General features: G+C 66.2%; 26 protein-coding genes. 8 read left to right on the top strand and 18 right to left on the bottom strand.

Features of this window, described 5'->3' with window-relative positions; translation table 11 throughout:
- Positions 1 to 17: 17 nt before the first annotated feature.
- On the bottom strand, positions 18 to 1,124 hold the full coding sequence (locus EV560_RS23060; protein WP_131858157.1) for an anhydro-N-acetylmuramic acid kinase: 1,107 nt from the start codon (positions 1,122 to 1,124) through the stop codon (positions 18 to 20).
- A 133-nt stretch (positions 1,125 to 1,257) separates the two neighbouring features.
- Between EV560_RS23060 and EV560_RS23055 the strand changes: the two genes are divergently transcribed.
- Genes EV560_RS23055 through EV560_RS23045 form a run of 3 tightly spaced genes read left to right on the top strand, consistent with a single transcriptional unit; the run spans position 1,258 to position 6,189 of the window.
- Complete coding sequence (locus EV560_RS23055; RefSeq protein ID WP_131858156.1) at positions 1,258 to 1,761, top strand: MarR family winged helix-turn-helix transcriptional regulator; 504 nt, start codon at positions 1,258 to 1,260, stop codon at positions 1,759 to 1,761.
- A gap of 10 nt (positions 1,762 to 1,771) precedes the next feature.
- On the top strand, positions 1,772 to 3,022 hold the full coding sequence (locus EV560_RS23050) for an efflux RND transporter periplasmic adaptor subunit (RefSeq protein WP_131858155.1): 1,251 nt from the start codon (positions 1,772 to 1,774) through the stop codon (positions 3,020 to 3,022).
- Positions 3,019 to 6,189, top strand: coding sequence for an efflux RND transporter permease subunit (locus EV560_RS23045; protein WP_282568871.1), 3,171 nt, complete (start codon positions 3,019 to 3,021; stop codon positions 6,187 to 6,189). Before EV560_RS23050 ends, EV560_RS23045 begins: the two co-directional genes overlap by 4 nt.
- A gap of 102 nt (positions 6,190 to 6,291) precedes the next feature.
- Here the strand turns inward: EV560_RS23045 and EV560_RS23040 are convergent, their stop codons facing one another.
- The 6 genes from EV560_RS23040 to epmA all read right to left on the bottom strand — a co-directional run bounded on the left by EV560_RS23040 (position 6,292) and on the right by epmA (position 10,556).
- Positions 6,292 to 6,600 carry a DUF1330 domain-containing protein gene (locus EV560_RS23040; protein WP_131858154.1) on the bottom strand — a complete coding sequence of 103 codons (309 nt, stop codon included), beginning with the start codon at positions 6,598 to 6,600 and terminating at the stop codon, positions 6,292 to 6,294.
- 3 nt (positions 6,601 to 6,603) lie between these two features.
- Positions 6,604 to 6,891, bottom strand: coding sequence for a DUF1330 domain-containing protein (locus tag EV560_RS23035; protein WP_131858153.1), 288 nt, complete (start codon positions 6,889 to 6,891; stop codon positions 6,604 to 6,606).
- Between the two features lie 94 nt (positions 6,892 to 6,985).
- Complete coding sequence (gene pyrF / locus EV560_RS23030; RefSeq protein WP_131858152.1) at positions 6,986 to 7,696, bottom strand: orotidine-5'-phosphate decarboxylase; 711 nt, start codon at positions 7,694 to 7,696, stop codon at positions 6,986 to 6,988.
- 77 nt (positions 7,697 to 7,773) lie between these two features.
- Positions 7,774 to 8,418, bottom strand: a complete 645-nt coding sequence (locus tag EV560_RS23025) for a DsbA family oxidoreductase (protein WP_131858151.1) — start codon at positions 8,416 to 8,418, stop codon at positions 7,774 to 7,776.
- Positions 8,419 to 8,445: 27 nt separating this feature from the next.
- On the bottom strand, positions 8,446 to 9,495 hold the full coding sequence (locus EV560_RS23020) for a lysine-2,3-aminomutase-like protein (RefSeq protein WP_131858150.1): 1,050 nt from the start codon (positions 9,493 to 9,495) through the stop codon (positions 8,446 to 8,448).
- The gene (epmA, locus tag EV560_RS23015) at positions 9,492 to 10,556 is read right to left on the bottom strand and encodes an EF-P lysine aminoacylase EpmA (protein WP_131858149.1); all 1,065 of its coding nucleotides are present in this window, start codon (positions 10,554 to 10,556) and stop codon (positions 9,492 to 9,494) included. Before epmA ends, EV560_RS23020 begins: the two co-directional genes overlap by 4 nt.
- A 116-nt stretch (positions 10,557 to 10,672) precedes the next feature.
- Between epmA and efp the strand changes: the two genes are divergently transcribed.
- Together efp and EV560_RS23005 are read left to right on the top strand one after the other, a co-directional pair.
- Positions 10,673 to 11,242: an elongation factor P gene (gene efp, locus EV560_RS23010; protein WP_131858148.1), complete on the top strand. Its 570-nt coding sequence runs from the start codon at positions 10,673 to 10,675 to the stop codon at positions 11,240 to 11,242.
- A 94-nt stretch (positions 11,243 to 11,336) separates the two neighbouring features.
- Positions 11,337 to 11,852, top strand: a complete 516-nt coding sequence (locus tag EV560_RS23005; protein ID WP_131858147.1) for a DUF1993 domain-containing protein — start codon at positions 11,337 to 11,339, stop codon at positions 11,850 to 11,852.
- Positions 11,853 to 12,178: 326 nt separating this feature from the next.
- Here EV560_RS23005 and EV560_RS23000 read toward each other — a convergent pair whose 3' ends face one another.
- The 6 genes from EV560_RS23000 to EV560_RS22975 all read right to left on the bottom strand — a co-directional run bounded on the left by EV560_RS23000 (position 12,179) and on the right by EV560_RS22975 (position 17,297).
- A complete protein-coding gene (locus tag EV560_RS23000) occupies positions 12,179 to 12,835 on the bottom strand; it encodes an MBL fold metallo-hydrolase (RefSeq protein ID WP_131858146.1) in 657 nt (218 codons plus the stop codon).
- Positions 12,836 to 12,968: 133 nt separating this feature from the next.
- Complete coding sequence (locus tag EV560_RS22995) at positions 12,969 to 13,295, bottom strand: hypothetical protein (RefSeq protein ID WP_131858145.1); 327 nt, start codon at positions 13,293 to 13,295, stop codon at positions 12,969 to 12,971.
- Positions 13,292 to 14,908: a fumarate hydratase gene (locus EV560_RS22990; RefSeq protein WP_131858144.1), complete on the bottom strand. Its 1,617-nt coding sequence runs from the start codon at positions 14,906 to 14,908 to the stop codon at positions 13,292 to 13,294. The genes EV560_RS22995 and EV560_RS22990 overlap by 4 nt, the downstream gene beginning before the upstream one ends.
- Positions 14,909 to 15,029: 121 nt before the next feature.
- Positions 15,030 to 15,491 carry a PTS IIA-like nitrogen regulatory protein PtsN gene (gene ptsN / locus EV560_RS22985; RefSeq protein ID WP_131858143.1) on the bottom strand — a complete coding sequence of 154 codons (462 nt, stop codon included), beginning with the start codon at positions 15,489 to 15,491 and terminating at the stop codon, positions 15,030 to 15,032.
- Between the two features lie 87 nt (positions 15,492 to 15,578).
- The gene (gene hpf / locus EV560_RS22980) at positions 15,579 to 16,169 is read right to left on the bottom strand and encodes a ribosome hibernation-promoting factor, HPF/YfiA family (protein WP_131858142.1); all 591 of its coding nucleotides are present in this window, start codon (positions 16,167 to 16,169) and stop codon (positions 15,579 to 15,581) included.
- Positions 16,170 to 16,286: 117 nt separating this feature from the next.
- The gene (locus EV560_RS22975; RefSeq protein ID WP_131858141.1) at positions 16,287 to 17,297 is read right to left on the bottom strand and encodes a GntR family transcriptional regulator; all 1,011 of its coding nucleotides are present in this window, start codon (positions 17,295 to 17,297) and stop codon (positions 16,287 to 16,289) included.
- A gap of 195 nt (positions 17,298 to 17,492) precedes the next feature.
- On the opposite strand from EV560_RS22975, the gene EV560_RS22970 reads away from it, so the two are divergent.
- From EV560_RS22970 to EV560_RS22960, 3 genes are all read left to right on the top strand, one after another.
- Positions 17,493 to 18,488, top strand: coding sequence for a C4-dicarboxylate TRAP transporter substrate-binding protein (locus EV560_RS22970; RefSeq protein ID WP_131858140.1), 996 nt, complete (start codon positions 17,493 to 17,495; stop codon positions 18,486 to 18,488).
- Between the two features lie 151 nt (positions 18,489 to 18,639).
- Positions 18,640 to 19,134: a TRAP transporter small permease gene (locus EV560_RS22965; RefSeq protein ID WP_131858139.1), complete on the top strand. Its 495-nt coding sequence runs from the start codon at positions 18,640 to 18,642 to the stop codon at positions 19,132 to 19,134.
- Positions 19,135 to 19,149: 15 nt separating this feature from the next.
- A complete protein-coding gene (locus EV560_RS22960; RefSeq protein WP_131858138.1) occupies positions 19,150 to 20,436 on the top strand; it encodes a TRAP transporter large permease in 1,287 nt (428 codons plus the stop codon).
- Positions 20,437 to 20,480: 44 nt separating this feature from the next.
- On the opposite strand, the gene rpoN is transcribed toward EV560_RS22960, so the two are convergent.
- The 5 genes from rpoN to EV560_RS22935 form a co-directional block, all read right to left on the bottom strand.
- Complete coding sequence (rpoN, locus tag EV560_RS22955; protein ID WP_131858137.1) at positions 20,481 to 22,010, bottom strand: RNA polymerase factor sigma-54; 1,530 nt, start codon at positions 22,008 to 22,010, stop codon at positions 20,481 to 20,483.
- A 207-nt stretch (positions 22,011 to 22,217) separates the two neighbouring features.
- Positions 22,218 to 23,048, bottom strand: a complete 831-nt coding sequence (gene lptB / locus EV560_RS22950; RefSeq protein ID WP_131858136.1) for an LPS export ABC transporter ATP-binding protein — start codon at positions 23,046 to 23,048, stop codon at positions 22,218 to 22,220.
- Between the two features lie 59 nt (positions 23,049 to 23,107).
- Positions 23,108 to 23,887: an LptA/OstA family protein gene (locus tag EV560_RS22945; protein ID WP_131858135.1), complete on the bottom strand. Its 780-nt coding sequence runs from the start codon at positions 23,885 to 23,887 to the stop codon at positions 23,108 to 23,110.
- A gap of 1 nt (position 23,888) precedes the next feature.
- Positions 23,889 to 24,671 carry an LPS export ABC transporter periplasmic protein LptC gene (lptC, locus tag EV560_RS22940; RefSeq protein ID WP_165923586.1) on the bottom strand — a complete coding sequence of 261 codons (783 nt, stop codon included), beginning with the start codon at positions 24,669 to 24,671 and terminating at the stop codon, positions 23,889 to 23,891.
- A 192-nt stretch (positions 24,672 to 24,863) separates the two neighbouring features.
- Complete coding sequence (locus EV560_RS22935) at positions 24,864 to 25,478, bottom strand: ribonuclease D (protein WP_131858133.1); 615 nt, start codon at positions 25,476 to 25,478, stop codon at positions 24,864 to 24,866.
- Positions 25,479 to 25,589 lie beyond the last annotated feature (111 nt).

Below are 25,589 nucleotides of genomic sequence, written 5' to 3'. Positions count from 1 at the left end.
TGAGCCGCGACGCGGGTTCAGCTCTGCGGCAGGTTGAGCCGTCCGCCCGGCAAGGGCGAGGGCACGCCGGTCGTGCCGGGCAGGCTGAGCGGCAGGCCCTTGAGCGAGCGGATGGCGAGATAGCCGAAGGTCTGCGCCTCGATGACGTCGCCGGCCCAGCCCGCGGCCTCGACCGACTCGACGGGCACGCCGAGGCGCTCGCGGAAACGTGACATGAAATGCTGGTTGAGCCGGCCGCCGCCAGTGACGAGCCAGCGCTTCGGCTGCCTGGGCACATGGCGCAAGGCCGCGACCACGCTCTCGATGGTGAAGGCGGCGAGCGTCGCCGCGCCATCGGCATCGGAGAGCGCCTCGACGACCTCGGCACGGCGGTGGAAATCGTTGCGGTCGAGGGATTTCGGCGCGGGCCGGTCGAAATAGGGGTTCGCCATGAAGCCGGCGACGAAATCCTCATGGACGCGCCCGCTCGCTGCCAGCGCGCCATCGGCGTCATAGGGGATGCCGAGCCGGTGCCAGACGAAATCGTCGAGAATGGCGCTGGCCGGGCCGGTATCGAAGGCGATGACGGTGTCGCCGTCTATATAGGTGATGTTGCCGACCCCGCCGAGATTGAGCACCGCCAGCGGCTGCTCCAGCCCCTGCGCCAGCGCGCGGTGATAGAGCGGCGCAAGCGGCGCGCCCTCGCCGCCAGCGGCGATATCGGCATGGCGGAAACGGTCGATGGTCGGGATGCCGAGCGCCCGCGCCACGGCGGGGCCGTCGATGAGCTGGCGGGTGAAGCGCAGATCGGGCCGGTGATAGACCGTCTGGCCGTGCAGCCCGACGAGATCGATGCCCTTCGGGTCGAGCTTGTGCTCGGCGATGAAGCGCTTGACCGCGCCAAGATGTGCGCTCGTCACCGCGGCCTCGAGCTCGGTCAGCGGATCGTCGAGCGCCCGCTCAGGCTGGCCGATCAAATCTTGGAGAGCGGCGCGTGTTTCCTCCGGGTAGGGATAGGAGGCGCCAGGGCCGAAACGCAGTTCGTCGCGACCGTCGCTCTCGACGATGGAAACGTCGATTCCGTCCATCGACGTGCCGCTGATCACGCCAATCGCCGTCAAAACCGGCTTGGTCAAATCCGACATGCTGCTTTCCCTACCCTGCACTGCTGTGCGCTAGTTAGCCGCATTCGGCAAGGTGCGCTGTTTTGCTGCACTGCCGCAATTTCGCCGGAACATGTATGTATATAATAAGCATGCTTATTAGATAGGAGATCGCGTGAATCGCCCCCTGAAGCGGGAATTGGTCTTCCAACTGGTCGACACGGCCCGGCTGCTGCGCACCCATATCGACCAGCATGCCAGGCGCCACGGCACGACCCGGGCGCAATGGAGCGTGCTGGCGCGGCTGCGCCGCGGCGACGGGCAGACGCAGGTCGCGCTGGCCGACTCGATGGAAATGCAGCCGATTTCGCTGGGAAGGCTGATCGACAAGCTGGAAATGCAGGCCTTTGTCGAGCGCCGTCCCGATCCGAAGGACCGCCGGGCCTACCGCCTGCACCTCACTCCTGCCGGCCGCAATTTCGTCGATGGGCTCGATGCCCTCCGACAGGACATCGCCGACGAGGTGGTCGCGGAGGAGCACGAGGCCGCGATCGCGGCGGCGCTCTCGGTGCTCGCCGGCATCCGCGAGCGCGTCCATCAAGCGGCCGCAGATTCGGCCGACACTACTACCGAGGTAACTCGGCGTTCCACCCTTCACGACGCCCTTCCAACTGCCTGAGACCCCATCTATGTCGCGCTCGAAAGTTCTTTTGGTCTCGCTTGTCATCGCCGCCGGCGCCGCATCCGGCTGGTGGTATCTGTCGCAGCATCAGGCCAAGGCGCCGGGCGCGACGGCAGCGAGCGCCGCCAGCGAGGGTTCAGGCCGGCGCGGACGCGGCGGAGGCGACGGCCCGCCGATCGCAGTGGTGACGGCCGTGGCCGAGAAGGGCGACTTCCCGGTGCGCAAGCGCGCGATCGGCTTCGTCGAGACGCCGGCCAGCGTCACGGTGCGCTCGCGCATCGACAGCCAGATCATGGAGCAACACGTCACCGACGGCCAGTTCGTCAAGGCGGGCGATTTGCTCTTCACCCTCGACGATCGCGACACCAAGGCCCAGATCGCCAAGGACGAGGCGATGATCGCCCGCGACCAGGCGACCCATCTGCGCACCCAGGCCGACCTGACCCGCTACAAGCAGTTGCTGGCGAAGGAAGCCGGCACGCAGCAGCAGGTCGACCAGGCCGTCGCCGACGAGAAATCGGCGGCCGCGACCGTGCTCGCCGACCAGGCGACGCTCGACGCCGACAAGATCAAGCTGGGCTACACCAAGATCACCGCGCCGATCGCCGGACGCATCGGCGCGATCCAGGTGACACCGGGCAATCTCGTCAGCGCCAACAGCACGAGCGGCACCGGGCTCGTCACCATCACCCAGATCAAGCCGATCCGCGTCACCTTCACCATGCCGGAGAGCGAGCTCGACAACCTGAAGGCGTCGCTGGCGTCCGGCGAGGCGCCGAAGGTCCAGGCGCTAGTGCCGGGCGCCAAGGGCCAGCCGCCGGTCGGCACGCTCAACTTCGTCGATTCAAGCGTCGACCAGGCCTCGGGCACGATCGCGGCCAAGGCCGCCTTCAGCAATGACGACCTCTCGCTCTGGCCCGGCCAATATGTCGATGTCGACCTCGAGGCCGGCACACTGAAGGACGTCACGATCGTGCCGACCGTCGCGGTTCAAGCCGGGCAGAAGGGTCCCTATGTCTATGTCGTCGGCGACGACAACCGCGTCTCGCTGAGGCAGGTCACGGTGGCGCTGAGCTATGGCGAGCGCAGCGCGATCAGCGACGGCCTCAAGCCGGGCGAGAAGGTCGTCACCGACGGGCAGATCCGCCTCAAGGATGGCGTGCGCGTCAATGACAGCAATGCCAGCGGCATGAAGCCCGGACCGACCGCCTCGCCCGCGGCGGCCAACGACACCAAGGTGACGGGAGAGCGCTCGTGAACCTCCCCGGCTACTGCATCCGCCACCCTGTCGCCACCATCCTGATGTCGGTGACGCTGATCCTGGGTGGCCTGTTCGCCTATAAGTTCCTGCCGGTGGCGGCGTTGCCGCGCGCCGAGTTCCCGGTGGTCAACGTCTCCGCCCAGCTGCCCGGCGCCTCGCCCGACACGATGGCGACCTCGGTCGCGACACCGCTGATCAAGCAGTTCGCCACCATCGCCGGCATCGACTCGATCTCGACCACGAACTCGCAGGGCTCGACCTCGATCGCAATCCAGTTCGTGCTGACGCGGAATATCGACGCCGCCGCTGCCGACGTGCAGGCGGCGATCACGCGCGCGCAGCGGCAATTGCCGGACGAGATGACCAACCCGCCGAGCTACCGCAAGGTCAACCCGGCCGACGCCCCGATCATCCTGCTCTCGATCGCCAGCAGCGTCATCCCGCTGCCCCAGCTCGACGCCTTCGCCCAGCAGGTGATCTCGCCGGCGCTCTCGACCGTCGACGGCGTCGCGCAGGTGCAGATCTTCGGCAGCCAGAAATACGCGGTGCGCATCCAGATCGACCCGACGGCACTCGCCGCGCGCGGCATCGGCGTCGACGAGCTGCAGGCGGCGATCACCTCGGCCAACGACAACGCCCCCGTCGGCACCGTGCAGAACACGGCGCAACAGCTGACGATCGAGGCGCATACCCAGCTCTTCGACGCGGCGCAGTTCGCCAAGGTCATCATCGCTACCCGCAACGGCAAGCCGGTCCGGCTCGGCGACGTCACCAAGGTGATCGACTCCGTCGAGAACAACCAGACCGCCAGCACCTATGACGGCACGCCCGCCATCGTGCTCGCCGTGCAGCGCCAGCCCGACGCGAACACTGTCGACGTGGTCGACAAGGTCAAGGCGATGCTGCCGACCTTCCAGGCGCAGTTGCCGGCCGCGGCGACGATCTACCAGCTCAACGACCGCTCGCGCTCGATCCGCGCCGCGGTCGAGGACGTGCAGTTCACGCTGGCGCTGACCATCGTGCTCGTCGTCATGGTGATCTTCGTCTTCCTGCGCCGGCTGGCCGCGACGCTGATCCCCGCGGTCGCGGTCCCGATCTCGCTGATGGCGACGCTGGCGGCGATGTATCTGTTCGGCTTCTCGATCGACAATATTTCGCTGCTCGGCCTGACGCTCTCCGTCGGCCTCGTCGTCGACGATGCCATCGTCATGCTCGAGAACATCGTCCGACACATGGAGGAGGACGGGCTCTCGGCCTATGACGCGGCGGTCAAGGGCTCCGGCGAGATCGGCTTCACCATCCTCTCGATCTCGATCTCGCTCGTCGCTGTGTTCATCCCGGTGCTGCTGATGGGCGGCGTGATCGGCCGCATCTTCAACGAATTCGCCGTCGTCGTCGTGGTCGCGATCCTGGCCTCGGCCTTCGTCTCGCTGACGCTGACGCCGATGCTGTGCTCGCGCCTCCTCTCGTCCGCCGACGCGCATCACGGCAAGCAGGAGACCGGGCTCAACGGCTGGCTCGAGCGTGGCTTCGACAAGCTGGTCGACTGGTACGATGCCGGCCTGAAGCTCTGCCTGCGCTTCCAGCCGGTCATCCTGCTCGTCTTCTTCGCCACCGTGTACGGCACGGTCTGGATGCTGAACACCACGCCGAAGGGCTTCTTCCCGCAAGAGGATATCGGCCAGCTCCAGGTCTCGACCGAGGCGCGCCAGGACATCTCCTTCCCGGCGATGCAGCTCCTGCAGAAGCAGGTGGCGGAGACCTTCAGCAAGTCGCCCTATGTCGCGCATGTCGCGTCCTCGACCGGCAACTCCAATGTCAGCGCCGGCGGCCTCAACGCCGGCCGGCTCTTCGTCGAGTTGAAGCCGCAGGATGAGCGGCCGAAGCTCCAGAAGGTGCTTACCGACCTCAGGCGCCAGCTCGCGCAGATCCCCGGCATCAACACCTACATGACGCCGGTGCAGAACCTGAACATCGGCGCCCGCTCCTCGAAGAGCCAGTACCAGCTCGTGGTGCAGGGCCTCGATCAGAAGCTGATGAACGACTGGGCGATCCGGCTTGCAGACGCGATGTCGCAAGACCGGACGCATTTCGTCGACGTCACCACCGACCTGCAGAACAACGCTCTGCAGGCGACGATCGTGATCGATCGCGACAAGGCCAACCAGCTCGGCATCCAGGCCGACGTTCTGCGCTCGACGCTCTATTCCGGCTTCGGCGCCAGGCAGATCTCGACCATCTACAAGACCGGCGACAATTATGCCGTCATCGTCGAGTTCGACCCGTCGCATAACTGGTCGGCCGACAAGCTCGACAGCCTGCGCGTCCGCGCCGGCAACGGCACCTTGATCCCGCTCAGCTCGGTCGCCCGCGTCGAGCGCACCGCCGGCCAGCTCACCGTCAACCAGCTCGGCCAGCTCCCGGCCGTGACGATCTCCTACAACCTGCCGGCGGGCGCAGCGCTCGGCGACAGTGTCACCCGCATCAACGAGCTCAAGCAGGAGATCAAGCTGCCGGCGACACTCTCGACCACGCTCGCGGGCACGGCCAAGACCTTCCAGGATTCGCTCGCCAACCAGGGCCTGCTGATCCTGGGCGCGATCGTGACGATCTATATCGTGCTCGGCATCCTCTATGAGAGCTTCATCCACCCGCTGACGATCCTGACCGGCCTGCCGGCGGCGGCGATGGGCGCACTCGGGGCGATCAGGCTGTTCGGGCTCGATCTCTCGGTGATCGCGATTATCGGCCTGCTGATGCTGATCGGCATCGTCAAGAAGAACGCGATCATGATGATCGACGTCGCGCTCGTGCTGCAGCGCGAGGGCAAGCCGCCGCAGGAGGCGATCCACCAGGCCTGCCTGATGCGGTTCCGGCCGATCCTGATGACGACGCTGGCGGCGATGATGGGCACCTTGCCGATCGCGATCGGAGCCGGCGCCAGCGCCGAGCTGCGTCAGCCGCTCGGCATCGCGGTGGTCGGCGGCCTTGCCATCTCGCAGATCCTGACCCTGTTCATCACGCCGGTGCTCTATCTCTACATGGAGCGGCTGTCGCAGGGGCTCCTGAGACTCGGCGGAATGTTCAAGCGCAAGCGGCCGGCGGCGAATGACGACCAGAAGGGTGGCGGCCACCAGCACGAGCTGCCGCTGGCGGCGGAGTAGCCCACTCACCCTTCTCCCCCCATTTCGGGCAAGCCCAAGATGGGTGGGAGAAGGGAAAGAGTGGGGCTCGCCTAGACCTACCGCTCAGTCTGGACCTGCTGCTCAATCGCCCGGCTGGGCGCCGTCATAGCCGCCGATGATGACGAGGTCGGACTTGCCGGCGCCGGCCAGGTGCTTCACCGCCTCCTGATATTCAGGCGAGTCGTAGCAGGCGCGGGCGGTCGCCTCGTCCTTGAACTCGATGACGACATTGTGCTTGCGGCCCTCGCCGCGCGCGAGCTTGTACTCGCCGCCGCGAACCAGGAACCTGGCGCCGTATTTGGCGAAGGCGATGGCGTTCAGCGAACGGTACTTGGCATATTCGGCGTCGTTCTCGACATCGACGCGCGCGATCCAGTAGCCCTTCGCCATGGCTCAGACTCCCTCGACGACGACGATGTCGATCTCGCCGGCGCCCTCGCGCTCCTTGCGGGCGACGGCATATTCCTGCGAGAACGCATAGGCCTTGGCGGCCTCGAAGCTCTCGAACTCGATGACGACGTTGCGGGCGCGGCCTTCGCCTTCCGCCACCGTCATCTGGCCGCCGCGCACCAGCGGCTTGCCACCGTACTGCTTGATCGCTTCCGAGGCCTTGGCGGCATAGGCCGCCCACAGCGTTGCGTTGGTGACCTTGCAACGCGCAACGACATAACCCTTGGGCATATTTGGCATCCGTGTTGGTGACAGAGGGCGCGAACTTAGAGCATGACGCGGAAAAGGGGCACCCGGTTTTCGGCCGATATCATCAGCCCGATTTTCATGAGACCGATGCGATCTCGTCCATGATCGCGGAGGCTGCCGCGCGGGGATCGCTGGCGCGGATGACCGGACGCCCGACGACGAGATGGTCGGCGCCGGCGCGGATCGCCTCGCCGGGCGTCAGGGTGCGCTTCTGGTCGCCGGCGGCGCTGCCGGCCGGGCGGATGCCGGGCGTGACGATGACCATGTCCTTGCCGATGACGTCGCGGACGATCTCGGTCTCGGCCGCCGAGCAGACGATGCCGTCGATGCCGGTGGTGCGGGCCTGCTCGGCGCGCAGGCGCACGAGATCGCGCACCGCGAGCTTGTAGCCGGCATCGCGCAGGTCGGTATCGTCGTAGGAGGTGAGCGCCGTGACGGCGAGCAGCTTCAGGGCGGCATCGCCGCGGCCCTCGACGGCGCCGCGCATCGTTTGCGGATAGGCATGGACGGTGAGGAAGGTGACGCCGAGCTTGGTCAGCGATTCGACGCCCTCGGTGACGGTGTTGCCGATGTCGTGGAGCTTGAGATCGAGGAAGACCTTCTTGCCCTCGGAGACGAGCTGCCGGGCAAGATCGAGCCCGCCGGCGAAGGCGAGGCGGTAGCCGATCTTGTAGAAGGTCCCCTGGTCGCCCAGCGCCGAGACGATGCGGTAGGCGTCCCAGATCGTCGGGACGTCGAGGGCAACGATGAGGCGGTCGCGGATATCGTTGATCTTAGCGTTGGTCATCGGCTCCCTCCCTTTATGTCGGGGAGGGAAACGCACGATTCGGAAGCAGGCGCAACCCTGCGCCCCTCACGGGAGGATCACGCCGCTCCCTGCATCACCTGCTGGAACACCTGGGTCCAGACCTCCGGCGGCTGCGCACCGGAAACCGCGAGCTTGCCGTTGACGATGAAGAAGGGCACGCCGGTGACGCCGACGCGCTGGGCATGGGCCTCGAGCCCGATGATGCTCTCACGCAGCTCGTCGCTGTTGAGCTCGTCGCGTGCGGCATTCTGGTCGAAGCCGAGCTCGCCGGCGATCGCGACCAGGGTGTCGAGATCGCCGATATCGCGCCCGTCCTGGAAATAAGCCTTGAACAGGGCGGCCTTCATCTCGGAGCCGCGCTGCACCGTCGATGCGGCGGCGATCAGCATATGGGCCATGCGCGTATTCACGCTCCGGGTGACCTTGGCCCAGTTGAAGGTGACGCCGCTCTCGAGCGCAGCCTCGGACAGCCTGGTCTCGATCTCCTTGCGCTTGCCCGGGCCGAACTTGGCGTTGAGATAGGCCGTGCGGTCCATGCCTTCCGGCGGCATATCCGGATTCAGCTCATAGGGCAGCCAGGTGATGGCGACGCGGTCGGTCAGGCCGTGATTGGCCAGCGCCGTCTCCAGCCGGGCCTTGCCGATGAAGCACCAGGGGCAAACGACGTCCGAAACGATCGCGATGGGCATCTTCTCTTGCATGATCGCTCCTTCGCGATGCTTGCGCGTTCAGGCCGGCGGGTAGCGGTGCCGCGTGCCGAAACGGTCTTCGACGGTTTGCTCTCCCGGCGTCTCGCAACTGGAGAGGAAGGCGGGGCCAACCGGAACCTTGCCGGCGCCCCCGGGGATATCGAGGATATAGGTCGGCTGGCACAGGCCGGAAAGGTTGCCGCGCAGACTTTTGACGAGGGCCTGCCCCTCCTCCAGCGACAGCCGGAACTGTGCAGTGCCCGGCGCGAGATCCGGGTGGTGCAGGTAATAGGGCTTCACCCGGTTCTCGACGAAGGCGCGCATCAGGGCAGAGAGCGTCGCAATATCGGCATTGACGCCGCGCAGAAGCACGCTCTGGCTGAGCAGGACATGGCCGGCATCGGCAAGATTGGCGATGGCCGCACAGGCTTCCGGCGTGAACTCGCGCGGATGGTTGGCGTGGATCGCGATATAGCTCGCCTTGCCGGGAATACGCAGGGCACGGGCGTATTCGGTCGAGACCCGCTGCGGATCGACCATCGGCACACGCGTGTGCCAGCGCGTGACCTTGACATGCGGGATCGCGGCGAGGCGCTTCGCCACCTCGCGTACGCGTCGGGCGGAGAGGATGAACGGATCGCCGCCGGTCATGATCACCTCCCAAATCTCCGGCCGGGAGGCGAGATAGGCGAGCGCGGCGTCGAGCTTCTCGCCCGAGAGCGAGGCGCCGCCAGGGCCGACCATCTCGCGCCGGAAGCAGAAGCGGCAATAGACCGGGCAGGCATGGACGAGTTTCAGCAGCGCCCGGTCGGGATAGCGATGCACGACGCCCTCGACCGGCGAATGGGCGTCATCGCCGATCGGGTCGGCCAATTCCTCGGCCTGCGTCTCCAGCTCGGAGGGATCGGGGATGAACTGGCGTGCGATCGGATCGGCCGGGTCAGCGGGGTCGATCAGGTCGGCCAATGCCGGCGTTACCGAGACGGCATAGCGCGCCGCGACCTGCTCCAGCGCCTCGCGCTTCTCGGGCGCGACGAGGCCGCGCTCGACCAGCGACGCGATGCTGCGCAGGGGAGTGATGGCGTTCATCGCTGCCTGTTGCCCGGTTCCGCGACCGGCGTCCAGAGCACATCCTCGATCCGGCGCGCGCCGGTGCAGAGCATGACCAGCCGGTCGAAGCCGAGCGCGATGCCCGATGATTGCGGCATCTGTGCGAGTGCGGCGAGGAAATCCTCGTCGATCGGATAGCGCTCGCCATAGATGCGGGCTTTCTCGTCCATGTCGGCCTCGAAGCGCCGGCGCTGCTCGGCCGGATCGGTCAGCTCGCCGAAGGCATTGGCGAGCTCGACACCACAGGCATAGAGCTCGAAGCGCTCGGCGACGCGCGGATCGCCGGGCTTCGGGCGTGCGAGCGCCGCCTCCGAGATCGGGTATTCGCAGAGGATGGTGGCCCGGCCGCGGCCGAGTTGCGGCTCGATCTTCTCGGATAGGATGCGACTGAAGATATCCGACCAGGTGTCGTCGGAGGCGAGTCGGATGCCGGCGCGCTGCGCCGCCGCGGCGAAGGCCGCGCGATCGGTCGAGCCATCGGCAGCGACGGTCGCGAGCAAGTCGATGCCGGCATGGCGGGCGAAGGCCTCGTGCAGGGTCAGGCGCTCGGGCTCGGCAAAAGGGTCCACGATCGTACCGCGCCATTGCAGTGTGGACGCCCCGGCAGCCCGCGCCGCTTGAGCCAGCAGCGTGGCGCAATCCCGCATCAGGACCTCATAGCCCTCACCTGCCCGGTACCATTCCAGCATCGTGAATTCGGGGTGGTGCAGCGCCGTGCGCTCGCGATTGCGGAAGACGCGGGCGAAATCGAAAATGCGCGACTCCCCGGCCGCGAGCAGCTTCTTCGCCGCGAATTCAGGCGAAGTGTGCAGGTAATAGGGATGGCTCGCGCCATCATTGTCGATCAGCGCCGTGCCGAAGCCGTGCAGATGCGTCTCGTTACCCGGCGAGACCTGTAGGATCGCCGCCTCGACCTCGACGAATTCGCGCGCCTCGAACCAGCGCCTGAACGCCGCCTTGATGCGGGCGCGCGCCAGCAGCGCCGGCCTGCGATCGGCATGGATGTCCGGCCGCCAAAAGGGCGAAGGAGCCTCGCTCATCGATCCTCTGCTGAAACTGCTCTTCGGCTTCCGTTTCCGGCGCAAATGCGGTAGTTGCGCGGCAACGAATTCGCATAGCGCGCGAAAGCAGCGCGCACCAGCAAGGAAGCCGTCACGTGGTCAAGGTCATCGCCAGCTCCGTCCGCAAGGGCAACGTCCTCGAAGTCGACGGGCATCTCTGCTCGGTTCTCTCGGCGGAAAGCTTCTTCCCGGGCAAGGGCACGCCGACGACGCAGATCGACATGCGCCGCATCGCCGACGGCGTGAAGGTGACCCAGCGCTACAAGACGACCGAGCAGGTCGAGCGTGCCTATGTCGAGGACCGCGACTTCACCTATCTCTACCAGGACGGCGAGCAATACGTCTTCATGAACCCGGAGACCTATGACCAGCTCCATGTCGATGGCGACGTGGTCGGCGATGTCGCCCCCTATCTCCAGGAAGGCATGAAGGTCACGCTCTCGGTGTTCGACGACAGGGCTGTGGCGATCGAGCTGCCGCAGCGCGTCACGCTCGAGGTGACCGAGACCGAGCCGGTGACCAAGGGCCAGACGGCCTCCTCCTCCTACAAGCCGGCGATCCTTTCCAACGGCGTGCGCACCGCGGTTCCCCCGCATATCGGCGTCGGCACCCGGATCGTCGTGATGACCGCCGACGGCTCCTATGTCGAGCGCGCGAAAGATTGATCTAAAAACGCACGCCGATTTGGAAGGCGATGCTCTATAGCGATCTGCGGCGGGCCCTTTCCGGGCCCGTTGTCGTTTCACAGGACATCGCGCCATGCCGCTTTCCGCTTATGCAGCCGCCTTCCCCGGCTTCATCCAGACGCTCACCTCGCTCAACACCATCCTCGACAAGACCGTCGAGCAGGCGGAAGCCCGCAAGATCGCGCCCGAGGTGCTGCTGAATGCGCGGCTCGCGCCCGACATGCTGCCCTTCAGCAAGCAGATTCAGCTCTGCTGCGACTTCGCCAAGAACGTCGCCGCCCGGCTCAGCGGCATCGAGAACCCGCGCAAGCCGGATGAGGAAAAGAGCTTCGACGAGCTGAAGGCGCGGATCGCCTGGACGCTCGACTTCATCCAGAAGGCCGATCAGGCGGCGCTGGATGCCGGCCTCGCCAAGGACATCACCTTCCCGCGCGGCAAGGGCGAGGCAGTGATGAAGGGCGAAGTCTACATGGCCCGCTTCGCGGTGCCGAATTTCTATTTCCACGCCTCTACCGCCTACGCGATCTTGCGCGAGAACGGCATCCAGATCGGCAAGATGGATTTCCTCGGCGACGTCTTCGAAGCCTGATCCAGGCTTCGCCTTGCGATCTTGGCCCTTGCAATTCGCAAGGGCATCCCCATCTACCATCCATCGCGGCGTGTCGAGGGCGTTCCACAGTCCTCCGCGCCGTTTGAAGACGGCCATGGGCCGAACGTGTGACGCCGGATGTACGCGCACCGTTCCGGACATGGCCGTTGGCATTTCCAGCGCCCGCTTCTTCCGTCACGGCCGGTCTCGTGCTGACCACCGACATCTTTGCCGGTGGAGGACCGTGGTGAAGACGGGGATGCTCGCCGCACGGGCGAGCATGACGGCGAGTTGCTCAGGGCAGCCAGTGCTAGCCCTTGCAAGCCTCAGCCCTGCAGGAACTGGTTGCTCCGACGCTCCTCGCCGAGCGTGCTGGCTGGGCCGTGGCCCGGCAGGAACTGCACCTCGTCTCCGAGCGGCAGCAGCTTCTCCTTGATGCCCCTGATCAGGGTATCGTGGTCGCCATAGGGAAAATCGGTACGGCCGACCGAGCCGGCGAAGACGGTGTCGCCGGCCAGCAGGAACTGCGCTTCCTTGTTGAAGAAGGTGACGTGGCCGGGTGTATGGCCGGGCACGTGCTGGACCGAGAAATTCGACTGACCGACCTGCACGGTTTCGCCTTCGGTGAGCCAGCGCGACGGCGTCACCGCCTTCATACCGTGGATTTCGAAGCGCAGGCCCTGCGTCGGCAGGTCGTCGAGCAGGAACTTGTCGGCCTCGTGCGGCCCGATGATCGGCAGCGACAGCGCCTCCGACAACTCGGTCGCTCCGCCGGCATGGTCGAGATGGCCGTGCGTCAGCCAGATCGCGACCGGCTTGACGTCGAGTTCCTTGAGCGCGCCCTGGATACGGTCGGCATCGCCGCCGGGATCGACCACCACCGCTTCCTTGGTGAGCGTGCACCAGACGATCGAGCAATTCTGCTGGAAAGGCGTCACCGGCACGACGGCGACATTGAGCGGGGCGGCAACCTGTTCGGACATGAGCTGACCTTTCCGAGTGTGACCTTCGTCGTTTGAGCGCAGCTTCGCCGTCATTGCGAGCGCAGAGAAGCAATCCAGGGCGGCAGCGCTCCACGTCCCCCTGGATTGCTTCTCTGCGCCCGCAATGACGGGTTCAGCGGGTCTTGCAGCGATTGCCGATCAGGACCCTGTATTCGGACAGCGCCTGGTCCATCTGGCCGACATTCTCCTCGCGCTCGCGACCGGTCTGGCAGGTCGCGAACACCGCCCGCGAGCTCTGCAGGAAGGCGACGTGATCGCGCCAGGCCTTGCATTGTGTCGCCTGATCGGCCGTGGCGACCTGCTGCATCCTGGTCTGCCGCAGGCGCATCGCCGCCTCGTTCTGGAAGAGATCGCGCGAACAGGTCGCGGGACGCCCCTGCGCGGCGGCCGTGCCGGCCGAGAGCAGCACCAGAGCGAGGGCGGAAGCGAGGCGGATCATCCGAGGTTCAACTCCTTGAAGAAGTCGTTGCCTTTGTCGTCGATGACGATGAAGGCCGGGAAATCCTCGACCTCGATGCGCCAGACCGCCTCCATGCCGAGCTCCGGATATTCCAGGACCTCGACCTTCTTGATGCAGTCCTGCGCCAGGCGCGCCGCCGGCCCGCCGATCGAGCCCAGGTAGAAGCCGCCATGACGGGCGCAGGCCTCGCGCACGGCCGACGAGCGATTGCCCTTGGCGAGCATGACCTTCGAGCCGCCAAAGGACTGGAACTGGTCGACGAAGGAATCCATGCGCCCGGCCGTGGTCGGGCCGAAGGAGCCGGACGCCATGCCCTGCGGCGTCTTGGCCGGGCCGGCATAGTAGATCGGGTGGTTCTTGAAATAGTCGGGCATGCCCTGCCCGCTCTCCAGCCGCTCGCGGATCTTGGCATGGGCAAGGTCTCGGGCGACGACGATGGTGCCGGTCAGCGAGAGCCGGGTCTTGACCGGATGCTTGCTCAGCGTGGCGAGGATCTCGCTCATCGGCTGGTTCAGGTCGATCTTGACGACGTCGCCGCCGAGCGAGGCGTCCTCGACCTCCGGCAGGTACTTGGCCGGGTTGGTCTCCAGCGCCTCCAGAAAGATGCCGTCCCGGGTGATCTTGCCCTTTGCCTGGCGGTCGGCCGAGCAGGAGACGCCGAGCCCGATCGGCAGCGAGGCGCCGTGGCGAGGCAGGCGGATGACGCGCACGTCATGGCAGAAATACTTGCCGCCGAACTGCGCGCCGACGCCGAGCGCCTGCGTCAGCTTGTGGACCTCCTCCTCCATCTCCAGGTCGCGGAAGGCGTGGCCGGAGGGCGAGCCCTTGGTCGGGAGCGCGTCGAGATAGCGGGTCGAGGCAAGCTTGACGGTCTTGAGGTTCTGCTCGGCCGAGGTTCCGCCGATGACAATGGCGAGATGGTAGGGCGGGCAGGCCGCCGTTCCGAGCGTCAGGATCTTCTCCTTCAGGAACGCCATCATGCGGTCCTTGGTCAGGAGCGAGGGCGTCGCCTGGAACAGGAAGGTCTTGTTGGCGGAGCCGCCGCCCTTGGAGACGAAGAGGAATTTGTAGGCGTCCTCGCCCTCGGCATAGATGTCGATCTGCGCCGGCAGGTTGGTCGCCGTGTTCTTCTCCTCGAACATCGAGAGCGGCGCGAGCTGGGAATAGCGCAGGTTGCGCTTGAAATAGGCGTCGGCGACGCCCTCGCCGAGCGCTGCCTCGTCCTCGCCCTCGGTCCAGACCTTGCGGCCCTTCTTGCCCATGATGATCGCGGTGCCGGTGTCCTGGCACATGGGCAGCACGCCGCCGGCGGCGATATTGGCGTTTTTCAGCAGGTCGTAGGCGACGAACTTGTCGTTCGAGGTCGCCTCGGGATCATCGAGGATTTTTGCGAGCTGGGCGAGATGGCCGGGGCGCAGCAGGTGGTTGATGTCGATGAAAGCCTGCTCGCTGAGCTGGCGGATGGCCTCGCGCGAGACGGTCAGGACCTCGCGCCCAGCGATGGTCTCGATCGAGACGCCCCCGTCGCCAAGTTTGCGATAGGGCGTGGTGTCCTCGCCGAGCGGGAAGAGATCGACATGCTGATAGGCCATGAATGCGGCTCCGAAGCGACGGGCGTGATCGCAGTTCGCCGCTGCGTGACGCCCCATTTCGCCGGGCGTCTTAGCGCCTCAGGGCGCGCTCTCCAAGTGCAGGCTTGGAATGCTTCCAGTCTCAGGCCGCCTTGGCGGCCGACTCGGCGAGGATGGCGTAGATCGCCGCCGGGTCGTGGGCATGGCGCACCTGCTCGAGCACCGACTGATTGCGCAGCACGCGGGCGACGCGGGCGAGCGCCTTGAGATGGTCGGCGCCGGCCCCTTCAGGGGCGATCAGCACGAAGATGATGTCGACGGGCTGGCCGTCGAGCGCCTCGAAATCGATCGGCTTCTCGGCACGGGCGAAGAGCCCGACCAGCCGTTCGATGCCGGGCATGCGGCCATGCGGGATGGCGATGCCGTCACCGATCCCGGTCGAGCCGAGCCGCTCGCGCTGCAGCAGCGCCTCGAAGAGTTCTCGCTCCGGTAGGCCAGTGAGCAGGGCTGCATGTTGAGCCAGCTCTTGCAGCGCCTGCTTTTTGCCATTGGCCCTCAGCGGCGAGATCACCGCTGCGGGCGCGAGGAGGTCGGTGAGCGTCATGCGCCAGTCCATGCATGTCCCGTGCCGGAATTCTGCGTCCCGGCCTCGGGTCAATGAGTGATAACCGGGGCTATCGCCGGCCGGGGCTCAAGACAGCGAGGCCGGCGGGTCAATCCAGCCGATGTTGCCATCGCGGCGGCGGTATACGACGTTCATTCGGCCATTGCCAGCGTGACGGAAGATCACGACGGGCGCTCCGGTCAGGTCCAGCTCCGCAACCGCGTCGCTGACGGTCATCTCATGCAGGGATTTGGTCGATTCCGCCACGATGACGGGATGATCGCCCAGATTTGCGCCGTCGATCTCCTCGATCTCGTCATCGGGGGCGGCGATCACATAGCTGGGGATTTCCATCACCGGCTCGCGTCCATTCGCCGCTGCGGCGGAGCGGTCCTTCAGCCGGCGCTTGTAGCGGCGCAGCCGCTTCTCGATGCGCTCGGCCATCTTGTCGAGGCTGGCATAAGGATCATGCGCGATCGCCGAGGCCTCCAGCGTGATGCCGGAGGAAAGATGGAGCACGCCATCCGTCCGGAACGCCGTGCCGTCCTTGTCGACCGTCACATGCCCTTGGTAGCCACCCTCGTAATATTTGCTGAGCGCTGCCGCGACGCGGGTTTCGGCTTGTCCCCGCAGGGCTTCGCCAACATCGAGGTTCTTGCCGGAGATGCGCAAGCTCATTGAGTGCTTCCCCTTATCGTAGTCATGACCTGTAGCCGGCCATCTTAGGGAGGTAAGGACGGCGAGTCCGGCTTGTCAATGCGCGGCGCAGGATGCCGCAGGAGATATCGCCGCCCGCTAGAGCGGCTCGAGATAGGGCAGCGGTTGCGGATCGAAGCTGCCTGCAACCAGGGCGATTCGCGCGATGGCGCGCTCGCTGGCACAGGCCAGATGCTCGGCAAGAAGCTCTGCCGCCGCGACCACGGCCCCTATCTCCAGACGCTCGACGATGGCGATATGTTCCGGCAGAAAAGGCTCGATCTCGTAGAGCCGCGGCGCGGCGCCGTAGAGGAAGCGATGCGCGATCAGCAGCGACTGGTAGCGGCCGAGCGCCTCCATCAGCGTGCCGTTGCCGCAATGGCCGAGCAGGCCGACATGCAGCTCCTCCTCCAGCGAATCGAGCACCGCGCTGTCGATGGTCGTAGCCTGGGCGAGCGCGGCATCGAGATGGCCGCGCATCGCGCCGATCGTGCCCGGCGGCACCCGGGGCATGGCCTTGGTCAAGGCGACAGGCTCCAGCAGGCGGCGCATCTCATAGAGCTCGGCGACATAATCGGGCGTCAGGGCCGGCGCGAACCAGCGCGACTTGTCGTCCTTGCGCACGAGGCCGCTCTGCTGCAACCGGGCCAGGACCTCGCGCGCCACGGTGCGGCTGACGCCATAGGCTGCCGCCAGTTCGGTCTCGGTGATGCGCCATGAGCCGAAGGCGATGCGCGCGGCGATTTCGGCCTCGGCGTCGCGATAGATGCGCTCCCAGCTCGGAGCCGCGGTCAGGCGCTCACCCCCTGCTAAAGGATGAGGAACGGCCGCAGAGGCGAGCGCGGCCGGCGCATCGACAACGGCATAGCCGTGACCGTCGATCTTGCGAACCAGGCCTGCCGCTTCAAGCTCCGCCAAAGCCTGGCGGGCCGGGGCGCGGCTGATGCCGAATTCGAGCGCGACGCGCGATTCGAGCAGGCGCTCGCCGGAAACCAAGGCGCCCTGCGCGATCCGGCCGGCGAGGATCCGGAAGGCGCGCTCATAAAGCCGTGGCGCCGCGCCACTCTGTGCGGCGACCACATTGCCAGCGGCCGGCGGTGTCTCGTCCATGCCCCGACTCACGCGCTTCTCCCCGCTCGATCACCACCATGGCGCGCCGTTCCTCCGCCGGCAATGCGCGTCTGCACGGTTGCAGCACCGAGGTTTATGTATAGTGTACACACTGGACATCCCAAATGAGCGAGATGCCGGAGACGATCGACGAACGATCGCGCGGCCCGCACAGGCAGATCCGGGAGGGACTTGATGAAGACGCTGACGAAGACGCTCGTTCTGGCGCAGGCCGCGCTCGGCCTGCTGTTTGCGGGGCAGTCGCCCGCGCTGGCGCAGGCGAAAAGTTTCACACTGAAGTTCAACCACGTGCTCGGTCCGAAAGAGCCGTTCCATGACGGCTTCAACGAGTGGGCCAAGCGCGTCTCCGAACGCACCAATGGCGGGCTGAAGATCGAGGTGTTCCATTCCTCGCAGCTCGGCAAGGAAGAGGACATCATCGAGCAGCTGCGCCAGGGTGCCAATCTCGGCCAGAACACCGACTCGGCCCGGCTCGGCAATTACGTGCCCGGCATCGCCGTGATGAACGGCCCCTATTTCGCCGAGACGCTCGAGGATGTCGCCAAGCTGCAGAAGGCGCCGACCATCGTGAAGTTCCAGGAGGAGCTCGCGAGCAAGCACGGGCTCAAGGTCGTCTGCTTCAACTGGGTGCAGGGCTACCGGCATTTCTTCACCAACAAGCCGGTGAAGAAGCCCGAGGACCTACGTGGCCAGCGCATCCGCACGCCGCCGGCGCCGATCTGGCAGGAATCGGTGCGCGCGCTCGGTGCCGCCCCGGTCGCGATGGGTTTTGGCGACATGTATCCCGGCCTGCAGCAGCGGGCGATCGACGGGGTCGAGCTGGTCTACAACAACATCCCGGGCGGGCGCTTCTACGAGGTGCTGAAATACGCCAACGAAACCAAGCACATCATGCTGATCAACTTCCAGGTGGTCAGCTCGGCCTTCTTCAACAGCCTGCCGGCCGACTACCAGGCGGCCCTGACCGAGGAATGCGCGAAGGCGGGCGAAGCAACCTCCAACCGCATCTTCAAGCTCGAGGCCGAGGTCGAGGAGCAGCTCAAGAAGCGCGGCATGACCATCGTCGAGGATGTCGATCTCGCGGCGTTCCGGGCGGCCGGCGACAAGGCCTACGAGGTGCTGAAGATCGCCGATGTGAAGGCCGCGATCCACAAGGAGATCGGGAAGTAGCGAACGCGACCCTCGTCGAACGAGGCGCCCCCCTCTCCCGGACGGGAGAGGGGAAGAGAGAGCGGGAAGACCGCCCGATCACGCCGCCTGTCCCGGGCAGGCGAGAATCTCCGCGCCTCGCCTATTGCGATCGAAGCTCCAAGGCCTACCGATGAAATCCGCCCTGCACCTCGTTTGGAAGCTCGAAACCATCATCGCCGGGACATTCCTCGTCCTCATGGTTGTGCTGATCTTCGCCGGCGGCATCGCCCGCATGCTCGGCGAGCCGCTGAACTGGACCGGCGATGCCGCGACCTGCCTCTTCGCCTGGGCCTGCTTCCTCAGTGCCGACATCGCCTGGCGCAAGAACAGCCTGATGGCGATCGAGGTGGTGACCGAGCGTTTGCCGCAGCGCCTGCAAGTGGCGCTGCGCTATGTGAACTATGCGCTGATCCTCGCCTTCCTGATTTACCTGATCGCGATGGGGCTCTATCTCTCCTGGATCAGCCGCATCCGCAGCTTCCAGGGCATTCCGGAGATCAGCTATTCCTGGGTGACGATGAGCCTGCCGGTCGGCGCAGCGCTTCTGCTGATCACGACGGTGCTGAAGCTGCGCGACGAATGGCGCGGGCTACACGACGCCAACCGCGCCGTCGACGTGCTTTGAGCGAGGCCGCAAGCGATGCTCCTCGTCCTGATCGCCTTCACCATCCTCGTCGTGATCGGCATGCCGATGGCCTTCGCCATCGGCATTTCCGGCATGGTCTTCTTCCTGCAGAATCCGAGCCTGCCCTCGACCATTCCGATCCAGATCACGGTCACCGAGACCCAGAATTTCGCGCTTCTGGCGGTGCCGCTCTTCATCCTGGCCGGCAACTTTCTCAACAATTCCGGCATCTCGCAGAACCTGCTCAAGCTCGCGACGGTGCTGACCGGGCGGCTGAACGGCGGGTTGGCGCAGGTCTCGATCGCTCTTTCGACGCTGATGAGCGGCGTCACCGGCTCCTCGATCGCGGATGCTGCGATGAACGCGCGCATCCTCGGCCACCAGATGCTGAAGCGCGGCTTCTCGCGCGGCTATGCGGCGGGCGTCTTGTCCTACGGCTCGCTGATGGCGCCGATCATCCCGCCGGGCATCGGCTTCATCCTCTACGGCACGGTCGGCCAGGTCTCGATCGGCCGGCTCTTCGCCGCCGGCATCATCCCCGGCTTCATGCTCTGGGGCGCGCTCGCCATCGCGATCTCGATCACGGCCAAGCGCCGCGGCTACGGGCCGGAGCGCGAGAAGGCGCCGACGGTGAAGGAGGTCGCGCTCGCCTCCTGGGGCGGAATCTGGGCGATCCTGTTCCCGATCATCCTGCTGCTCGGCCTGCGCTTCGGTATCTTCACTCCTTCCGAGATCGGCGCCTTCGCGGTGATCTATGCAGTGGTGATCGGCTTCTTCGCCTATCGCGTGCTCACCTTCCGCAGCTTCATCGAGGCGGTCGAGGGCAGCCTGGTCGATGTCGGGGCGGTGATGTTCCTGCTCGCCCTCTCCGCGATCTTCGGCTACGGCATCGTCTTCGAGCGCATTCCCGAGGTGATCTCGGAATGGATGCTGGGCCTGACCGATAGCCGGAACGTCGTGCTCGTGCTGATCGTCGCCTTCATCCTCATTGCCGGGACCTTCATGGAAGGCTCGGTGCTGATCATCATGCTGACGCCGATCTTCCTGCCGCTCGTCACCGAATACGGCATCGACCCCGTGCATTTCGGGTTGGTCTTCATCATCGCGGCGACGATCGGCAATTACACGCCGCCGGTGGGCGCGGCGATGTTCGTGGTCTGCCAGGTGCTGCGCTGCCCGATCGGCGAGTACACGCGCGAGTCGATGCCGTTCCTGATCGCGGTCTCTCTGGTCAGCTTCCTGCTGATCTTCTTCCCGCAGATCGTGCTGTTCGTGCCGAACCTGATGTTCGGCGGGGATTGACCGCAGCCGTCATTGCTTCGCTCCGCTCGCAATGACGGCCGAGTTCACCGCCCTCCGGCGGCCATCGCCACCTTCTCGCGGCGTCGCTCCATCGAGGAGGGGATGCGCAGCGACTCGCGGTATTTCGCCACCGTCCGCCGGGCGATATCGATGCCGCCATCCTTCAGGCGGGCGACGATCGCGTCGTCGGAGAGCACCTCGGCCGGCTTCTCGTCGTCGATCATCTGCTTGATGCGGAAGCGCACGGCTTCCGCCGAATGGGCCTCGCCATAGCCGGTCGCGGCGATCGCGGCCGAGAAGAAATACTTCATCTCGAAGACGCCGCGCGAGCAGGTCAGGTACTTGTTCGAGGTCACGCGCGAGACGGTCGATTCATGCATGCCGATCGCGTCGGCGACGGTCTTGAGGTTGAGCGGGCGCAGGTGCTCGACGCCATGGGCGAAGAAGCCGTCCTGCTGGCGCACGATTTCGCTCGCGACCTTCAGGATGGTGCGGGCACGCTGCTCCAGCGACCGCGTCAGCCAGTTCGCCGTCTGCAGGCATTCGGCGATGAAGGCCTTCTCCTCGTCGCTACGGGCGGCCTTGGAGACGCGCGCATGATAGGTCTGGTTGACGAGCACGCGCGGCAAGGTGTCGGGGTTGAGATCGACCAGCCAGGAGCCATCGGGCGCGGCGCGAATGAACACGTCCGGCACCACGGTTTCCGCCGCCGAGCTGCCAAAGGCGCGGCCGGGCTTGGGGTCGAGCCGGCGGATCTCGGCGACCATGTCGGCGATATCCTCGTCATCAACCCCGCAAATGCGCTTGAGCGCGGCGAAATCGCGCTTGGCGACAAGGTGCAGGTTGGCCACCAGCGCCTGCATCGCCGGGTCGAAGCGGTTGCGGTCGCGCAGCTGGATCGAGAGGCATTCGCAGACGTCGCGCGCGGCCACGCCGGAGGGATCGAAGCCCTGGATGATGCCGAGCACACGCTCGATGCGCGCCGGGGCGACGCCGAGCCGCTCGGCGATCTCGCCGACCGGCTCGCCGAGATAGCCGGAATCGTCGACCGCATCGATGAGATGCTGGCCGATGATGCGGTCGGCCGGGTCGGTGACGGCGAGGTCGAGCTGGGCGCCGAGATGGTCGTGCAGCGAGAGCTCGGCCGTCAGGCTCGACTCGAACCCCTCCTGCCCTTCGTCGAAGGAGCCACCCGAGCCGCCATAAGACCCACCGGTGACCGGCAGGCTGTCGGCGCCCTGGGTGTCCAGTCGCGCCACTGTCGGCTGCTCGCCCTGGAAGACATTGTCGAGCGTGGTGCCGAGCCTGCCTTCCATGCCGTCCTGGGTGTTCAGGCTCTCGGCGCGGGCGAAGCTCTCGGCATCGGCGGCGTGCGGGCCGTCGCCGCCATTGGCATGAACAGGCAGATCGGCCGCGTCGTCGCGCTCCAGCAGCGGGTTCCGCTCCAGCTCGCCTTCGACGAAATTCTGCAGTTCGAGATGCGAGAGCTGAAGCAGCTTGATGGCCTGCAGCAGCTGCGGCGTCATTACCAGGGATTGGCCCTGGCGCAGCTCCATGCGCGGCATCATCGCCATGACGCTAAAGACCCCACTCCGATCCCCAAGCTTTTCGGCACGCTTCTTGCGTTGGCAGGAACCGTAGCGTCAGCGCCGGAGCGCGTCAAAGCCCTTGCGGCAGGTTTCGTCGAAGAAGTTAATGCAGTGCAGCATAATGTCGCGTCGAGGCCCCGACCGCGCAAGAAAGCTGCGCAATCGCCCTCCCCGATCGGCTGGAGCAGTCTGTTAGAGCCGGAAATCCTCGCCGAGATAGACCCGGCGCACATCGGGATTGGCGATGATCTCGGCCGGCGAGCCCTCGGTCAGCACGCGGCCGGAATGGATGATATAGGCGCGGTCGACGAGGCCGAGCGTCTCGCGGACATTGTGGTCGGTGATCAGCACGCCGATGCCGCGATCGGTCAATTGCCGCACCAGGGCCTGGATGTCGCCGACGGCGATCGGGTCGATGCCGGCGAAAGGCTCGTCGAGCAGGATGAAGGAGGGGCGGCCGGCGAGCGCGCGGGCGATCTCGCAGCGGCGGCGCTCGCCGCCGGAGAGCGCGATCGAGGGCGCCTTGCGCAGGCGGGCGATGTTGAATTCCTCGAGCAACGTATCGAGCTGGCGCTCGCGGCTCTTGCGGTTCGGCTCGACGACCTCGAGCACGGCGCGGATGTTGTCCTCGACGCTGAGGCCGCGAAAAATCGAGGCCTCCTGCGGCAGGTAGCCGATGCCGAGCCGGGCGCGCTGATACATGGGCAGGCCGGTAATGTCATGGCCTTCCAGCGAGATCACGCCGAGATCGGCCGCGACCAGTCCCGTGATCATGTAGAAGATCGTGGTCTTGCCGGCGCCGTTGGGGCCGAGCAGCCCGACGGCCTCGCCCTGGCGCACATAGAGGCTCGCCTCGCTGACGACGTTGCGCCCGCCATAGCTCTTGCGCAGGCCGCTGACAGCAAGGACGCCCTGGCCGCCGACCGCGCTCGTGGCCGCTCCCGTCGCCTCCTCCTTGCGCGCTCGCGCGCCGAAGAGCCGGCCGAACAAACCGCGCCGTGCCGTGCCGCTCTGGAGCGGCATGGCCTCAGCCTGGGATTGCGACGGGTAGGAAGCGGTCAAAGCGGATGCTGCCGGCTGGATCAGTTGGTCGGCGTGCCGGGACGCGTCGCGCCCGGACGGGCCGGGGCCGCCGGCGTGCTGCCCGGCTTTGCGGCGTCGGAGTTCGGCACGAAGAAGCCCTGCACCCTTCCGCCCTTCTTGGTCTCGACATTGGCGATGCCGGTCTGGGTATTGTAGACGAGCTTGTCGCCGCGGGTGATGTTCGGGCCGTCGTTCAGCGCGACATTGCCGGTCATGATGACCTGGTTGTTGGCACGGTCGAACTCGGCATGATCGGAGGTCGCGGCCTGCGTCTTCGAGACGACCGTGACCGGACCGGCGCAATCGATCTTCTTGATGCTGCTGTCGTTCGACTGGCCGCCCGCGGCGGGAGCAGGCGTGGCAGCCGGCGCCGGCGCGGCAGCGCCGCGCGCGCCCTGGCCACCGCCACGCCCCTCGTAGAACACGGTCATGACCGAGCAGCGCACGGTGGTCTCGCCCTGAACCGCCACGACATTGCCGGTGAAGATCGCCTTGTTGTCCTTGTCGAGCACGTCGAGCTTGTCGGCGTCGATCTTGATCGGCTCCTTGCTGTCGCCGCCGAGGCCACCAAAAGCCCCGCCGGCACCGCCACGGCCACCTCGCCCGCCCTGCGGCTGGGCGGGCTGGGCCTGAGCGACGCCCGGCCGCGCTTGCTGAGCCTGCGCCGTCTCATGCGCGATGGAGACAAAGGCGAGCCCGGCCGCCAGCAGCAGGGCCGTGGCTCCACGGCTCCGGGTGAAGCCGGCATCGGCGGGGAAGGGCTCGATGGCGCAGGTCATGTCACCGCCTCGTTCCGGTTTCGGGTGCTTCGGTCGCTTGCGTTTGCGCCGTGCCGGCGGCGGGCGCAAGTCCCGATCTCAGCAATTCCGGCGCCGGCGTGCTGCCTTCGCGCTCGGGCCCGGCCAGCGAACGCGCCGGCGCGTTCTCGATGACGACGCGGACACGGCCCTCGAAAACGATCAGCGCGCCGTTATCCTTCACGTCGAGCGTGTTCGCGTCGATCTTCGTCGAACCGAGATTGACCTTGACCGGTTCCTGCGAATTGACCGTGCCCGCCTTGAAATTGATGTCCGCCGTCCGCATGAACATGTCGTAGCCGGACTCGGTATGGACCTTCACGTCGTCGACGAGCTTGAGCTTCTCGTTCTGCGAGTCGAAGAAGCCGGTGCGCGCGTTCACGGTCACCCAGCCCTCCTGCTGCATCTGGATGCGCGCCGTCATGGTGGCGAGCTCGATCTGCGTGGGGTTGCGGATGTCCTGCAGCGCCGTCTCGGCGGTGACCTCGTAGGGCCGGTTGTCCTTGCGATAGCCGGTCAGCCGCGGCGATTCCATCTTGACCTTGCCGCCGGTGATGCCGACCGAGCTGATCGACAGGCCGCCCACGGACTGCAGCGGCGTGAGGAACGGCGTCACGATCAGACCGACTACGGCCACGACCGAGCCGATCGGAATCGCGCGCCTGAGGAAGCGCACGAGAAACGTGTGCCGGCGCGCGGCCCGGAAGGCCGCACGGCTGCGGGTTTCGCGCCTCGGTTCGGGAGCGACCCAATCGCCAGATGTCATCGCCACTGTCATGCCCCGCGCAATGCCAGCCGCTAACGGCCTTTTTGTGTCAGAGCCCCTCGAGCCCTCAACTGGGTAGCCATCGGCCAAACCGCCAGAGGAAACCTCGAATTGCCGGCTGACCTGCGGATGCTCTTGCAGCCCCTATGCCATCCGCTCGCGCGAGACTGACGCAAGAAGACTTAGAATTTGTCAAGTATGAGCGAAGATATCGGTTTCCGCCCAACCGGCCAGGTCCAGCTCGGCGCGGACCGGCAGGAAGTCGAAGCAGGCCTTGGCCAGATGCGTGCGGTTCTCGCGCACCAGCAAGCTCTCCAGCCGCGCATGCAGTGCATGAAGATGCAGCACATCGGATGCCGCATAGCTCAATTGTGCGTCGCTGAGTGTCTCCGCCCCCCAGTCGGATGATTGCTGCTGCTTCGAGAGTTCGATCCCGAGCAGCTCCCGCACCAGATCCTTCAGGCCGTGCCGGTCGGTATAGGTGCGGACCAGCTTGGAGGCGATCTTGGTGCAATAGACCGGGCCGGTGACGATGCCGAAGGCCTGGCGCAGCACGGCGACGTCGAAGCGGGCGAAATGAAACAGCTTCAGGACCGAGGGATCGGTGAGGAGCCGGATCAGATTAGCCGGCGCCGGGCCGTCCCGCAGAATCTGCACGACCTCGGCCGAGCCATCCCCGTTCGAGAGCTGCACCACGCAAAGCCTGTCGCGATGCGGATTGAGGCCGAGAGTCTCCGTGTCGATCGCAACGATGGGAGCAGCCCGGAAATCGTCAGGCAGGTCGCCGCGATGGAGACGGATGGTCATGTCGAAAACCTTTCTCGGCCGATGCAAGGACGGCCTGCCCGCAGCTAGCGGCCAGCCGGACGGGGTTCAAGCCTTTTCTGCCCGTGGACGGAGTGGTCTGCGGCGCCGTTA

The sequence above is a fragment of the Allobosea sp. BK604 genome (genome assembly GCF_004341515.1).
Taxonomy (GTDB): domain Bacteria; phylum Pseudomonadota; class Alphaproteobacteria; order Rhizobiales; family Beijerinckiaceae; genus Allobosea.
Note: the sequence above shows the minus strand (reverse complement) of the source record. Positions and strands in the feature narration are given on the sequence as shown.

What these genes read in the sequence shown, in the direction of transcription:
- EV560_RS22970 (WP_131858140.1), top strand. Translation starts at nt 17,493, where the DNA reads ATGAAGACGCTGACGAAGACGCTCGTTCTGGCGCAGGCCGCGCTCGGC.
- lptC (WP_165923586.1), bottom strand. Translation starts at nt 24,671, where the DNA reads ATGACATCTGGCGATTGGGTCGCTCCCGAACCGAGGCGCGAAACCCGC.
- EV560_RS23000 (WP_131858146.1), bottom strand. Translation starts at nt 12,835, where the DNA reads ATGTCCGAACAGGTTGCCGCCCCGCTCAATGTCGCCGTCGTGCCGGTG.
- EV560_RS23020 (WP_131858150.1), bottom strand. Translation starts at nt 9,495, where the DNA reads ATGAACGCCATCACTCCCCTGCGCAGCATCGCGTCGCTGGTCGAGCGC.
- EV560_RS23040 (WP_131858154.1), bottom strand. Translation starts at nt 6,600, where the DNA reads ATGGCGAAGGGCTACTGGATCGCGCGCGTCGATGTCGAGAACGACGCC.
- EV560_RS23005 (WP_131858147.1), top strand. Translation starts at nt 11,337, where the DNA reads ATGCCGCTTTCCGCTTATGCAGCCGCCTTCCCCGGCTTCATCCAGACG.
- EV560_RS23050 (WP_131858155.1), top strand. Translation starts at nt 1,772, where the DNA reads ATGTCGCGCTCGAAAGTTCTTTTGGTCTCGCTTGTCATCGCCGCCGGC.
- EV560_RS22935 (WP_131858133.1), bottom strand. Translation starts at nt 25,478, where the DNA reads ATGACCATCCGTCTCCATCGCGGCGACCTGCCTGACGATTTCCGGGCT.
- EV560_RS23025 (WP_131858151.1), bottom strand. Translation starts at nt 8,418, where the DNA reads ATGCAAGAGAAGATGCCCATCGCGATCGTTTCGGACGTCGTTTGCCCC.
- rpoN (WP_131858137.1), bottom strand. Translation starts at nt 22,010, where the DNA reads ATGGCGATGATGCCGCGCATGGAGCTGCGCCAGGGCCAATCCCTGGTA.
- ptsN (WP_131858143.1), bottom strand. Translation starts at nt 15,491, where the DNA reads ATGACGCTCACCGACCTCCTCGCGCCCGCAGCGGTGATCTCGCCGCTG.
- pyrF (WP_131858152.1), bottom strand. Translation starts at nt 7,696, where the DNA reads ATGACCAACGCTAAGATCAACGATATCCGCGACCGCCTCATCGTTGCC.
- EV560_RS22965 (WP_131858139.1), top strand. Translation starts at nt 18,640, where the DNA reads ATGAAATCCGCCCTGCACCTCGTTTGGAAGCTCGAAACCATCATCGCC.
- EV560_RS22995 (WP_131858145.1), bottom strand. Translation starts at nt 13,295, where the DNA reads ATGATCCGCCTCGCTTCCGCCCTCGCTCTGGTGCTGCTCTCGGCCGGC.
- EV560_RS22945 (WP_131858135.1), bottom strand. Translation starts at nt 23,887, where the DNA reads ATGACCTGCGCCATCGAGCCCTTCCCCGCCGATGCCGGCTTCACCCGG.
- hpf (WP_131858142.1), bottom strand. Translation starts at nt 16,169, where the DNA reads ATGAGCTTGCGCATCTCCGGCAAGAACCTCGATGTTGGCGAAGCCCTG.
- EV560_RS23060 (WP_131858157.1), bottom strand. Translation starts at nt 1,124, where the DNA reads ATGTCGGATTTGACCAAGCCGGTTTTGACGGCGATTGGCGTGATCAGC.
- EV560_RS23035 (WP_131858153.1), bottom strand. Translation starts at nt 6,891, where the DNA reads ATGCCCAAGGGTTATGTCGTTGCGCGTTGCAAGGTCACCAACGCAACG.
- lptB (WP_131858136.1), bottom strand. Translation starts at nt 23,048, where the DNA reads ATGCCGCTCCAGAGCGGCACGGCACGGCGCGGTTTGTTCGGCCGGCTC.
- EV560_RS22990 (WP_131858144.1), bottom strand. Translation starts at nt 14,908, where the DNA reads ATGGCCTATCAGCATGTCGATCTCTTCCCGCTCGGCGAGGACACCACG.
- epmA (WP_131858149.1), bottom strand. Translation starts at nt 10,556, where the DNA reads ATGAGCGAGGCTCCTTCGCCCTTTTGGCGGCCGGACATCCATGCCGAT.
- EV560_RS22960 (WP_131858138.1), top strand. Translation starts at nt 19,150, where the DNA reads ATGCTCCTCGTCCTGATCGCCTTCACCATCCTCGTCGTGATCGGCATG.
- EV560_RS22975 (WP_131858141.1), bottom strand. Translation starts at nt 17,297, where the DNA reads ATGGACGAGACACCGCCGGCCGCTGGCAATGTGGTCGCCGCACAGAGT.